Origin of the sequence: Streptococcus sp. SS4 (assembly GCF_030440125.1) — a bacterium.
GTDB lineage: Bacteria > Bacillota > Bacilli > Lactobacillales > Streptococcaceae > Streptococcus.
The window spans coordinates 1-14,504 of the sequence record NZ_JAQFJM010000017.1 but is presented as its reverse complement, the minus strand read 5'-3'; the positions used below and the strand labels follow the sequence as shown (position 1 = coordinate 14,504).

Sequence of the window (14,504 nt, the reverse complement as noted above, 5' to 3'; positions counted from 1 at the left end):
AACAAGATTGGTGAAGCAACAGCTGATGAAAATGGTAAAGCTACGATCACGCCAACCGTTGATATTCCAGCAGGTAATGTAACAGCTAAAGCTACGAAAGATGGTCAAACATCAGATGCAAGCGCACCAAAAGAAGCTACAGCAGCAACACCAGCTAAACCAAGCCAACCAGTTGTCGATACAGACCTTACAGGTAAAGCAGGAACTAAAGACCCAGTTGAAGTGACTGCAGCACCAGGCACTAAGGTAGAATTGTTCGACAAAGATGGTAACAAGATTGGTGAAGCAACAGCTGATGAAAATGGTAAAGCTACGATCACGCCAACCGTTGATATTCCAGCAGGTAATGTAACAGCTAAAGCTACGAAAGATGGTCAAACATCAGATGCAAGCGCACCAAAAGTTGCGACAGATACCACAGCGCCAGCTAAACCAGTTGTGAACCCGGTTAAAGCAGGTGGCACAGCGATCACAGGTACAGCCGAAGCAGGCTCAACTGTAGAAGTCACTCTTCCAGATGGCTCTAAAGTATCGGCTAAAGCTGACCAAGATGGAAACTTCAGCGTTCCAGTCAGCGGTTTGGAAGAAGGTAAGACAGTATCTGTAACAGCCACAGATAACGCAGGTAACACATCAGATGCGACAACTGTAACCGTAGCGAAAACAGCTGATACGACAGCGCCAGACGCACCAGTTGTGAACCTAGTTAAAGCAGGTGACACAGCCGTCACAGGTACAGCCGAAGCAGGCTCAACTGTAGAAGTCACTCTTCCAGATGGCTCTAAAGTATCGGCTAAAGCTGACCAAGATGGCAACTTCAGTGTACCAGTCAGTGGTTTGAAGGAAGGTGATACAGTTTCTGTCACTGCAACAGATGATGCAGGCAACACCTCTAACCCAACATCAGTGACTGTAGGTAAGGGAACTGATACGACAGCTCCATCAGCACCAGTTGTAAACCCAGTTAAAGCAGGTACTACAGCAGTAACAGGAACAGCCGAAGCTGGTTCAACAGTTGTAGTGATGCTTCCGGATGGCTCTAAAGTATCGGCTAAAGCTGACCAAGATGGCAACTTCAGTGTACCAGTCAGCGGTTTGAAGGAAGGTGATACAGTTTCTGTTACTGCAACAGATGATGCAGGCAACACCTCTAGCTCAACATCAGTGACTGTAGGTAAAGGAATTGATAAGATAGCTCCATCAGCACCAGTTGTGACTACTGATCTTACAGGTAAGGCAGGTAGTCGTACTCCAATTGATGTTATTGCAGAACCAGGAACTAAGGTTGAATTGTTCGATAAAGATGGCAACAAGATTGGTGAAGCTACAGCTGATGAAACAGGTCATGCAGTAGTAGTTCCAACAGTTAACATTCCAGAAGGTACTGTGACAGCGAAAGCGACAGACCTAGCAGGTAATGTTTCAGGAGCTAGTGCTCCAATGTTTGCCACAACAAGTGGAACAGTAGATTCCTTTAACAATGGTAAGGGTTCTGAGAATACTCCAACAGTTGTTAAACCGACACTAAGTGGCAAAGTTGAGTCATCAACTACTTCAGCGAAACGCATGAACCTTAAAACTAGGGCAAATATTTCAGCAACTGAAAAAGACGCTTCCACACTTCCGGCAACAGGAGACGAAGCATCTATCGGTGGCGTTGTCCTTGGTGGAATTCTTGCGGCAGCTGGACTTGCCATTGCAGGAAAACGTAGAAAAGAAGATTAAGATAAAATATTCTTATAGAAGTGATTTAAAAAGTCTTCTAAGTTTTTAAAGCAAAAGACTCATCCCTGATAGGGGTGAGTCTTTTTGTTTGAAAACTACCAGTTGTACTAGTGGTTCCGAAAATTGTTTAGCGATGTATAAAAAAGTCCTACCAAAGTGCTATATTAGATAAGGTTTACCGACCACTAACTAATATATCAAAGGAGGAACAGTGATGAGATATGATAATAATAGTTTATCGTATACTAATATGAAAGGATACTGCCGTTTGCGACAAATTCGAGCAGTTAAACCAAGGTTTTTCATCAGACGTTTGAAAGTACGTCAAAAGGTACGGTTTATCACGATGGATATGTCTGGAGCTTATATTCCACTGGCTCGCAAACTCTTCCCTAACGCCAAAATAGTTCTTGATCGATTTCACATTATTCAGCACCTTGGCCGAGCCTTTTTAAAGACAAGAATCGCTATTATGAACCAGTTCGATAAGAAGTCACTACCCTATCGAGCCTTGAAAAATCACTGGAGACTCTTCCAAAAGGACAGCCGTAAGTTATCTTGTAAATCATTTCACTCGAAGACCTTCCATCAAACATTATGCCCACATGAAGTCGTTGAGAAGACACTGAATTTCTCAGAAGAACTCTCCAATTATTATAACCTCTATCAGCTCTTGCTTTTTCACTTTCAGGAGAAGAGGGTGGATGAGTTTTTTGAACTCATAGAGGAGAATATAAGCAAGCTCAATCATTACTTCAAAACAGTTTTTAAGACTTTTCGTAAACATAAACAATACATCAAAAATGCACTAGAAACACATTACTCAAATGCAAAACAAAATTGGAGGGGACTAATAAGCTTATCAAAGATATTAAACGTCTGGGCTTCGGTTTTAGAAATTTTATCAACTTTAGGAAACGTGTTTTCATCACTCTGAATATACAAAAAGAGAAGACCTATCCGGTCCTCTCTAGATGTTAGCTTTTCGTCACCCACTACAGTTGACAAAGAGCTTCTTTAAAATAGTAGCTCATACAAGAGTAATATGTAAGTTTGAAGCTAAATGTGAAGTCTCTATGATAGAAGTTAATTAGAGACGAGGGGAAGATAAATTCATTTAAATATGAGTCTACTAAGGTGATTATAGCAGCAAAATGAGAAATTTGCAATAACTTTTATAAAAATAATATTTTCTGAGATGGTGAGGTGAATTTTCAGACTAAGTTATAGTTATAAAGGAAAATATAATCTAGTTTAAGACTAATTAATTTATAATTGAGGAGAATTCAGTGGGCGACGATGCATGGTTACAATTTAAGATTTTATGTTTTGATATTAAATAGGTGTTTAATTTAAGAGACTAAATATTTCTTTCATACACGAAAGAATATATATAATGAGATTATTTGACGATTGTTATTTAGATTATATTATGGTAAACTCTATATTGGTTAGTTTGTCCGTATAATCTTTCTAAAGGTATTGGCTAAACTCTGGAATATTAATGCGAAAAAAACGCGAGAGAAGTTCTTGCGTTTTTTCTTGTCAAAATTAGTAGTCTTTATTTATCTTTTTAATTAAAATGTTAGATATATGGGGATATCAGTATAATTTATAAAATTATTTAACTCAAAATATATCACTACTTTGAATTTCAAGAGAAAGTTTTTACAAATGTTAGAGTCTTTATAATTAGTTATATGAAAAGGTTTTAGAGGTTTTCATGAAAGAAAAGTATGGTTGCCAAACAATTATTTATATTGATTAAAAATTATAGAAAATACTTGCCTAAAGATTAAAAAAAGGATATGATAGATTTCGGAAGAAGGATAATAAATGTATAGAGTGCGTGTTTTTCAGTAACGTCTTCGTTTTTGAAGTGCCTTTGGGGTACAACGATTAACATATAGGAAGATTTTGAATGAAACAAGCAAATCATGTTTTTGAAAAAGTGACAAAATACGCCATTCGTAAATTGTCAGTAGGTGTAGGGCCAGTTGCTATCGGGACATTCTTGTTAGCAGGTGGTCTTTTCGTGTCTAAACCAGTTTCGGCAGACCAGGTTACTTCGGATGCATCGGTACACATGGCCTATGTCACAGAAAATGAATTAACAGCTGAAGAGCAGAAGCAAGTGGTACATGCTATTCCTAAGGAATATCAAAATGAGGACACTTTTTATCTGGTTTATAAACGTAAGGGAGACAGTCAAGCTACTCTTCCTCAGACAGGAAGTTCTGACTGGGCAGCAACAGGTTTGGGATTGGCAACAGCGACTATGGCTGTGCTCCTATTTTCAAAAAAACATCGTAAAAAAATTATTGGCTTGGTCTTGATCGGGGCCGCAGGGCAAAGTCTCCTTGTGCCGATAGAGGTTCTTGCCTTGCAAAACAAGGAGTTGCAGGTCTATAATCAAACTCTTGCGGTTTCAAATAAAGAAGATTTGGCTAAGGGTGTTATTGCCATTGATGGTTATGAGTATGTGGGTTATCTGCGTTACTCTGCTAAGCCGGAGCTTGAACAACCTTTGGGGAATACTTTGCAAGGGCTTGAGTCTTCAATAAAAGAAGATAATACAGTTAGTCAGGGGACAGCTGCTAGGGATAGTAAGGGAATCAGTTGGAAAAAAGGAACACAGGAGCCAGGTCATGAAGGCGAGGCGGCTGTTCAACCCGCTAATCCAGAGTACACAGGACCAATTAGCGCTAAAGGTACGCAAGAATCAGGTCATGAAGGCGAGGCTGCTGTTCAACCTGCAAATCCAGAATATACTGGTCCAATCAGTGCCAATGGTACCCAAGAAGTTGGTCACGAAGGTGAAGCGTTGGTTCGACCTGCTAACCCAGAGTACACTGGTCCAATCAGTGCTAACGGTACTCAAGAGGTCGGTCATGAAGGCGAAGCGTTGGTTCAACCTGCAAATCCAGATTACACTGGACCGATTAGTGCCAATGGAACACAAGAAGTAGGTCATGAGGGTGAAGCTTTGGTTAAACCTGTTGCCCCTGAATATACGGGCCCAATCAGTGCTAATGGTACCCAAGAAGTTGGTCACGAAGGCGAAGCAGCTGTTCAACCTGTCGCTCCAGAGTACACAGGTTCAATCAGTAGCGATACTACAAGTGCTAATGGAACGCAGGAAGTTGGTCACGAGGGTGAAGCATGGGTCCAACCTGCAAATCCAGAGTACACAGGACCGATCAGTGCTAACGGTACCCAAGAAGTTGGTCACGAGGGTGAAGCAGTGGTTCAACCAGCTAACCCAGAGTACACAGGACCGATCAGTGCTAACGGTACTCAGGAAGTTGGGCACGAAGGCGAGGCAGTGGTTCAACCCGCAAATCCAGAGTACACCGGTCCAATCAGTGCCAATGGTACTCAGGAAGTTGGCCATGAAGGCGAAGCAGCTGTTCAACCTGCAAATCCAGACTATACTGGCAAACTGGAAGCTAAGGGTACACAAGAATCCGGTCATGAAGGCGAAGCCCTTGTTCAACCTACAAATCCAGAGTACACAGGCAAACTGGAAGCCAAGGGTACACAAGAATCAGGTCACGAAGGTGAGGCGGCTGTCCAACCCGAGAATCCAGTCCACACTCCAGTTGTTGGCAGTGTCACAGAGACTGAAATGCAAGCCATCGATTATCCTATCGAAGTTATCACTGATGATAGCAAGTATGTGGATGAAGAGGTTGTCGAGCAAGAAGGTCAAAAAGGTAGACAAGAAATCCAGAAAATTTACCAAACCATTGATGGTGTCAAGGTTGGTGAGCCAACTATTGTGTCAGGTAAGGTTATTGAGGTGCCACAACCTAGAAAACTTCGTCGTGGCAGCAAACCTCTAGATGGAACAACGACGGAAGAGTCTATCGTAGAGCTTCCATTTAAAGAGATTGTCCAAGAAGATGATAGTCTTGAAAAGGGCACTCTAAAGGTTGTTCAAGAAGGTCAAAAAGGTCAAAACAAAATCACCAAAGTCTATAAGACCTATAAAGGGAATAAGACGTCTGAGGCACCAACTGTCACTGAAACCGTGCTAGTTCCTGTTCAAGATCGTATCGTTCACAAAGGGACCAAGGTGTCTGAAAAGCCAGTGCTTACGCTGACACAGATTGACAAGGATGATTTGGGTCGTAGTGCTAAACTTAGCTACAACTTGACGAATCCAGGTTCAGCAGCTATCACGACTATTAAAGCGGTCCTCAAGCAAAACGGACAAATTGTCCAAACGCTTGATATTCCTAGCACGACCTTGACTGCTGACCTAACAAACTTAGACTATTACAAGCCATATACCCTCACAACAACCATGACCTATGATCGTGGCAATGGTGAGGAGAATCAGGTTTTGGCAGACCAAACTCTCCAACTGGATCTCAAGAAGGTTGAGCTTAAAGATTTTGCACGTACAGATTTGATTAAGTATGACAATCAAACAGAAGTGGATGAGACTCGTCTGGCAACTGTACCTCAGGATCTCACGAATTACTACTTGAAGATGACTTCTGCGGATCAGAAGACCACTTACTTGGCAGTAAAAGCCATCGAAGAAACAACGGTTGATGGCAAGGCGGTTTATAAGGTAACTGCAGCAGCGGATAATTTGGTTCAACGTGATGCCCAAAACCATTTTGCTCAAACCTATAGCTATTACATTGAGAAACCTCAGGCTAGCCAAGCCAATGTTTACTATGATTTTGCTGAGTTGGTCAATGCCATTCAGGCTAATCCTTCAGGTGAATTTAGACTGGGTCAAAGTATGAGTGCTCGTCACGTCGTTCCAAACGGCAAATCATACATTACGACTGAATTTACTGGTAAGTTGCTCAGTGATGGTGACAAACGCTATGCCATCTATGATTTAGAGCATCCATTGTTTAATGTCATCAATGGCGGAACAATCAAGAATATCAACTTTGAAAATGTAGACATCAATCGCTCTGGTCAAAATCAAATCGCGACGGTTGGATTTAACCTTAAAAATAAAGGTCTGATTGAAGATGTTAAGGTGGCTGGTTCAGTGACTGGTAACAATGACGTTGCAGGTATTGTCAATAAGATTGATGAAGATGGCAAGATTGAAAATGTTGCCTTTATCGGTGAAATCAACTCTGTCGGTAATAACTCGACAGTTGGTGGGATTGCTGGTTCAAACTACATGGGATTCGTCAACAGAGCCTATGTCGATGCGACTATTACAGCTCAAAATGCCAACGCAAGTATGTTGGTGCCATTTGTCACTTACATGCTCAACAGTTGGAAATCAGGAACTAAGGCCAAGGTAACCAATTCAGTAGCTAAAGGTGTTCTTGATGTTAAAAACACAAGAAATGTCGGTGGTATTGTCGCTAAGACATGGCCTTACGGCGCTGTTCAAAATAATGTGACCTATGCCAAGGTTATCAAGGGCCAAGAAATCTTTGCTTCGAATGATGTTAATGATGAAGATGGTGGTCCATACATCAAAGATCTCTTTGGTGTTGTCGGCTACAGCTCGGCCGAAGATGGTACTGGTAAAGATACTAAGAGTCCGAATAAGCTCAAACATTTGACCAAGGAAGGAGCTGACAAGCGTGTTGAAGGTTACAACATCACAGCTGATACATTTGTTAGCGAGCCTTACGCGTTGAATACGCTTAACAATGTTTCTAATCAAGCTGATTTTGCCAATATTCAAGACTATAAGCCAGAATACAAGCAGGCTTACAAGAATATTGAGAAATTCCAGCCATTTTATAACAAAGATTATATTGTCTATCAAGCAAATAAACTGGCTAAAGACCATAACTTGAATACCAAAGAAGTGCTTTCAGTAACTCCAATGAATGATAGTAATTTTGTCACTGACCTGAGCGCTGCTAATAAGATTATTGTTCATTATGCTGATGGTACCAAAGACTACTTCAAGCTTTCAGAGAGTTCAGAAGGTTTGAGCAATGTTAAAGAGTACACTGTTGCTGATTTGGGTATCGCGTACACTCCAAATGTCGTTCAAAAAGACCACTCAAGTCTTATCAATGGTATCGTTGATATCCTGAAACCAATTGAGTTGCAGTCTGATCCGATTTACCAAAAACTTGGTCGTACCGGTCCAAACAAGGTCAATGCTATCAAGAACCTCTTCTTGGAAGAAAGTTTTGAAGCTGTTAAGGCTAATTTAACTAACCTGGTGACTAAGCTGGTTCAAAATGAGGACCATCAGCTTAACCAATCACCAGCTGCCCAACAAATGATTCTTGACAAGGTTGAGAAAAATAAAGCGGCCCTCTTGTTAGGTTTGACTTACTTGAATCGCTACTATGGTGTGAAGTTCGATGATGTTAATATCAAGGAAATCATGCTCTTCAAACCAGATTTCTATGGTAAAAATGTGGATGTCCTTGACCGTTTGATTGAGATTGGCTCTAAGGAAAATAATATCAGTGGTTCAAGAACATACGATGCTTTTGGTGAAGTTCTCGCCAAAAGTACCCTTTCTAGTGATCTGACCGACTTCCTTAATTACAACCGAAAACTCTTTACCACTATCGACAATATGAATGATTGGTTCATCGATGCTGCTAAGGATAAGGTCTACGTTATTGAGAAGGCATCTCAAAATGAAGGTGTCGGTGAGCACAAGTATCGTGTTTATGATAACCTTAGTCGTGGTCTCCACCGCAAGATGATTTTGCCATTGTTGAACCTTGATAAGACAGAGATGTTCTTGATTTCTACCTATGACACCATGTCTTATGGTACGGCTAACAAGTACAATACAACCTTAGAGAAGTTGAAACCTGAGATTGATCTAGCCGCTCAACGTCAAATCAACTATCTTGATTTCTGGCAAAGATTGGCTGCGGATAATGTCAAAAACAAATTGTTCAAAGACATTGTCAATCCAGTCTGGGAAGGTTTCTATGTCTGGGGCCATGGTTGGCCAGGTTGGCCAGAGCGCTACGGCCAATTCAAGAACAGTACAGAAGTCTATGCGCCAATCCGTGAAATCTATGGACCAGTCGGTGAGTACTATGGTGATAACGGAGCCATGGCCGGTGCCTATGCTGCCATCTACGACAATCCATACGATAATCGTGCCAAGGTTACCTTCGTCATGTCTAACATGATTAGTGAGTACGGTGCTTCGGCCTTCACTCATGAAACAACTCATATCAATGACCGTATTGCCTACTTTGGAGGCTTTGGTCGTCGTGAAGGAACAGACGTTGAAGCTTATGCCCAAGGGATGTTGCAATCACCAGCTACTCAGGGCCATCAAGGTGAATACGGGGCCTTGGGACTTAACATGGCCTTTGAAAGAGAAAATGACGGTAATCAGTGGTACAACACTAATCCAAACAAGTTGAAGTCGCGTGAAGCCATCGATCGTTACATGAAAGGCTACAACGATACCCTTATGCTTCTTGATTCGTTGGAAGGGGAAGCAGTCCTCAGTCAAGGCAAGCAAGAGCTCAATAACGCATGGTTCAAGAAGGTAGATAAACAGTTACGTGGTAACAGTAAAAACCAATACGACAAGGTGCGTGCTCTAAGTGATAGTGAAAAGGCTATTAACTTGACTTCTATTGATGACCTTGTAGATAATAACTTCATGACCAATCGTGGACCTGGAAATGGTGTTTATAAACCTGAGGATTTCTCTTCTGCCTATGTCAATGTACCTATGATGTCTGCCATTTATGGTGGTAATACCAGTGAGGGCTCTCCAGGTGCTATGTCCTTCAAGCATAATACTTTCAGACTCTGGGGTTACTACGGCTATGAAAAAGGCTTCCTAGGTTATGCGACCAACAAGTATAAACAAGAAGCTAAAGCGGCTGGTAAGAACACCCTTGGGGATGACTTTATCATTAACAAGATTTCTGATGGGAAGTTCAACTCATTAGAAGACTTCAAGAAGGCCTACTTCAAAGAAGTGAAAGAAAAAGCGTCCCATGGTTTGACGACAGTTACTATTGATGGTACATCAGTAAGTTCTTACGATGATTTGTTGACCTTGTTTAAAGCGGCAGTAGCCAAAGATGCTGCAAGTCTTAAAACAGATAATAACGGTAATAAATCTGTGTCAACAAGCCATACGACGAAACTCAAAGAAGCTGTCTATAAGAAACTCCTACAAGAGACAGATAGTTTCACAAGTTCTATTTTCAAATAATAGATGAAAAAATCCCTTTTGGTAAATACCAAAGGGATTTTTGAGTTTGTTCGAAAAAGGAGTAGTAAGGAGTCTCTATGTCAGTATTGGCAAGGGGTTGAGAGAACTGTGAGTTGAGTCGTTAAAAAATTTTTCTTTTTGAAGGGAGAGTATTTTGTATTTTAATAAATATCACCAAAACTAAAAAATAAGGTTAGGGTGATGAACGTTTTTAATGAAAAATGGTTTGATATGAAAGTATTTTGAAAATTATAGAACTAACAAAACAGAGGATTGTGGTAAATAAAAGCACGAACATTTTGATGTTTCAAAGGACTTAGATAAAAGTTTTAAATTAATATTCTCTAATGAAAGTTAAACTTTAGAACAATAATCATTATATATTTGACAATTTAATAATTATAGTATAAAATGGAAACTGTATATAAAGTAATTTGGATATTGAGGAAATTTATTATTATGAGAGATATGTTTAATAAACGCCAACGTTTTTCATTAAGAAAATACAGCTTTGGTGTAGCCTCTGTCCTTTTGGGAGTTTCAATCTTCTCAAATGCACAGGGTGCCCAAGCTGATGAAACGGTAGCACCAACTACCGCAGGTATGGAAACAACTGCTGAGCCAGATGTCGTCGTGGAGCAATCAACGCCAACAACAGCATCAGTAGCTCCAGCAACAACAGAAAACGCACCAAGCTCAGTCTCTACTGTGGCCTTGGCTAGTGAACAGCCACAATCAGCAGCTCAAGAAAGCCAAGCAACTTCAACAACTAGTCAAACAGCATCTAGTTCAGAAGCAGCTTCTCAGGCTGCATCGCAAGCGAGCTCTGAATCTGTAGCAGCGACTGCTTCATCTGTAGCGACTAGTGCACAAGCTCTTAGCTCAACAGCAGTAGCCGAAGCTCCTGTTGCTGGTCAAGTATCAGCACAAACAAGTGCAGCAGCTTCAGTTGCGACTGCAGCAGAAACTGCCAGCGCAGAGTCTACAACCAATGCTGTAAATAGCGTCCTTAAAGTGGCGACTAGTGAGTTGGCCGTGACAAGCAGTGAATTGAATGCTGCTGAAGCAAGCCTTAACTCTGAAAATCTCATCAATGCTATGGGACTTGCGGTATCAAACCGTAGTCTTCGTTCAGCTGATGCGGTTGCTGTTTTGACAAATGCTGGAGCAGGTTCAACAAACCCTGATTTGACAAACCTAGGCTACAAACTTGCCTATTTGCCAGAACGTCAACAATACTTTGTTAACATTGATTACATCAACAATCTTAGAGTTGGTCGTGATAATCGTGGGGTTATGAGACCTTATGACTACATTACAAATGGTAACTATATGGTTGTCGTTAACTATGCCAACCTTGGTATTATTGACTACGTTGATGAAGCAGGAAACAAGATTCCTGGATCTTCAACATACCGTATCAACAACTCAACTGAAACAATCACTGCAAACGGTAGGACTTACAATAAGATCTACGATGCGGGTATAACAGAGCTTCCTCCAGTACCAGCAGGTTATCGTATCAAGTATGCGTCTGCTGACAAATCTAAAGCTAATGCTTACGTAGATGTCTTAAAATCAGAACGTCAATATGACTATACAAATGGTATTGCAACCATTCGCTCAGATCGTACTTGGGACTTTAACCAAAGTCGTGTTGTTGACCTTGTGCAATTTGCTAACGGTTCACAAGGTTTGGATGCTTCGATTGATGCCAATGGCGGTGGTCAATACCTAGCTCCTGGTTACCGTTACCACATTATCGTTGAAAAAGACACTAAAGATGTCACAAAAGCAACAAGTCAAACAGTAACTTACACTGGTGCTGATACGAAGACACCAGCTGCTAACACTCAAAATGACTTTAGCTTCAACGGTAAAGAAGATCCTACAACTAATACAACAACTTGGACTGAAACGACTCACACTTATGGAACAGTCAAAACTCCAGTTGTTACTGGTTACTATGCTGATAAAGCCGTAGCAGGTGGCAAGACAGTTACTCCAGATGCACCAAATGCTACAGATACAGTTACTTACAAGGCCTTTGGTAAGTTCATTGCTGTGGATGAAAATGGCAGTCCAATTCCAGGTGTATCAACAACTGCCTACACTAACGATCCTAATGATGCGACTAAGATGATTGCCATCGACAAGACGCTTCCAAGTATTCCTGGTTACACTGTTAAGGTTGTCCCTGCATCACCATCAAATCCAGGTGAAGACACTCGTGTCGTTTACGTAGCAATCGTTAACGATGTGACTAAGGCTACTAAACAAACGGTTACCTTCCAAGGTGCAGGCGATAAAACTCCAGCTGCAGATGTGAAATCTGACTATACCTTTGCAGGTAAGGATAACCAAGCGACTGGTAAGGTGACTTGGAATGAAACTAGCCACACTTACGGTACAGTTAAGGTTCCTGTTGTTAATGGTTACTTTGCAGATAAAGCGGTAGCAGGTGGTAAGACAGTAACTCCAGATGCTCCAGAAGCAACTGACACCGTAACTTATAAGGCTTTTGGTAAATTTGTCATTGTCGATGAAAATGGTAAGCCAATTGCAGGTGTCTCTGATACTGCCTACATCAATGATCCTAACGATCCAACTAAGATGATTGCAGTTGACAAGAACTTGCCAACTATCCCAGGTTACACTGCTAAGGTAGTACCTGCAACACCAGGTGACTTGTCTAGCGATACTAAGGTTGTTTACGTTAAGAATGATCAAAAAGCAAGTGTTGTTTACCGTGATGAAACAAGTGGTTCAACCCTTGAAACTGTTGCTTTGGCTGGTAAGTCTGGTGAAGCGGTTAACTATTCAACAGCTGAACGTATCAAACACTATCAAGACCTTGGCTATGTCCTTGTAACAGATGGTTACCCAGCTGGTGCAAGCTTTGACTTGGATAGCACAGTTGACCAAGCTTGGACAGTAAGCTTCAAACGTGTAGCACTTGACTTTAATCCAGACAATGCTCACGAACCAGGAACACCAATCTATCCTAACCAACCAAACGGTCCAAAATGGCCAGCTAAGGATGCTTACCTTAAAGATGTGACATATACTGTTCACTATGCAAGCAAAGATAGCAATGCTAAATTGCCAGCAGACAGTGTTCAGAAAGCACAATGGAAACGTTCATTGACGCTTGACTCTGTAACAGGTGATATTCTTACTGCAGGTGAATGGAAGGCAGATAAGACTAAGTTTGATCTCGTGATTACGCCAATGGTTAACGGTTACTTCGCCGATAAAGGCCGTGTGGCTTCTCAAAATGTCACTATGGACAGCAAGGTTGAGACTGTAACTTACACTAAATTTGGTAAGATTATTGCCGTTGACGAAAAAGGGAATCCAATCCCAGGTGTTGAAGCAGTTACTTACACAAATGATCCTAACGATCCAACTAAGGCTGCTATGACTCTTGTTCCTGAAGTGAAAGGTTACAAGGCTGATAAGACTGGTGTGACACCAAGCAACCCTGGTGAAGATACAAAGGTTGTTTACAAGGTGGTTAATGCAGAACCTGCTAAACCGGCAGTTAACAAAGAAGTTGGTACTATCGTTGTTATCTACCGTGACGAGTATGGTAACCAAATCAAGATGCCGCTTGTGATCACTAACTCTGTTGGTTCAGAAGTTAATGTTCATGGTGACCGTTACATCTACCGTAACGGTGTGAAATATGAATTGATCCGCCAAGAAGGTAAATCTACAGACAAGATGACAGAAGGTCAAACAGTCGTAACTTACATCTACCGTAAAGTCGAAGATGGCTCAACTCCATCAAACGGTAACGGTGGTCAATCTGGAAGTTCAACATCTAAGGCTGTCAAAGCAACTTCAAACGGTTCTAAAGGATCTAAAGGTTCTGGATCTGGTTCAGCTGCTGATGGCGCATCAGATGGTAAGAGTTCAGATAAGAAGAAATCTGGAAACAAAGATGGTAAGAAGGCAGATGGCTCTGATAAAGCTAAAGAAGGCGATGAACAATTGCCAGTAACAGGCGAGTCAGATAACAACCTTGCAGCAATGGGTGTTGTTGTCATGGGACTCATGTCAGGACTTGCGGCTATGAATCGTCGTAAAAACCAAGACTAAGATTTCCAAACCTTATCTCTCATAAAATCCAAAAATAAAATCTCTCTCGAGTGAATTGCTCGGAGAGATTTTTTGTTTGTGGATTAATTGTATATGTTAAGGGGAATCTTATGGATTTTGAATAATTTCGAAAGTGCTATCGTATTGTAACGTCTTCTTTGGTATAATTATACCGTTGCTATGGTAAAACAGAATAAGAAAGAAGGATTAGGAAATATGAGTAGTGACTCAAATCAGGAGTTTTTAGAAAAATTTGAAAAAATCGAAAAAGAATATTTAAAGAATCCAGAGTTAGAGGAAATTGCTAGTGAATACCTCAAAATGCTTCGTGACTTGGCTTCAAAACAGGACGATGAAAAATCTCTCAAGAATATAGTAGATAAAGCGTCTACTGTTTATGAAAAGCATTCGGAATCACCGAAAATTGCTCTTGTTTACCTTAATGTACTTTATTTATTAGCCTCACATCAAAGATTTGAAAGATCTCTGAAGATAACAGAAAGTAAAGCAGCAACTG

General features: G+C 41.0%; 4 protein-coding genes and 1 pseudogene. All 5 read left to right on the top strand.

The window, feature by feature from the left end:
• On the top strand, positions 1-1,725 hold a 1,725-nt coding region (locus tag PCY16_RS11170), incomplete at its 5' end, for an Ig-like domain-containing protein (protein WP_301354654.1).
• 313 nt (positions 1,726-2,038) lie between these two features.
• Positions 2,039-2,699: pseudogene (locus PCY16_RS11165) on the top strand (transposase); the annotation flags it as partial.
• A gap of 947 nt (positions 2,700-3,646) precedes the next feature.
• The gene (locus tag PCY16_RS11160; protein WP_195414168.1) at positions 3,647-9,883 is read left to right on the top strand and encodes a ZmpA/ZmpB/ZmpC family metallo-endopeptidase; all 6,237 of its coding nucleotides are present in this window, start codon (positions 3,647-3,649) and stop codon (positions 9,881-9,883) included.
• A 459-nt stretch (positions 9,884-10,342) separates the two neighbouring features.
• A complete protein-coding gene (locus PCY16_RS11155) occupies positions 10,343-13,987 on the top strand; it encodes a YSIRK-type signal peptide-containing protein (RefSeq protein WP_195414169.1) in 3,645 nt (1,214 codons plus the stop codon).
• Between the two features lie 180 nt (positions 13,988-14,167).
• On the top strand, positions 14,168-14,504 hold a 337-nt coding region (locus PCY16_RS11150; RefSeq protein WP_301354651.1), incomplete at its 3' end, for a hypothetical protein.

What these genes read in the sequence shown, in the direction of transcription:
- PCY16_RS11155 (WP_195414169.1), top strand. Translation starts at nt 10,343, where the DNA reads ATGAGAGATATGTTTAATAAACGCCAACGTTTTTCATTAAGAAAATAC.
- PCY16_RS11160 (WP_195414168.1), top strand. Translation starts at nt 3,647, where the DNA reads ATGAAACAAGCAAATCATGTTTTTGAAAAAGTGACAAAATACGCCATT.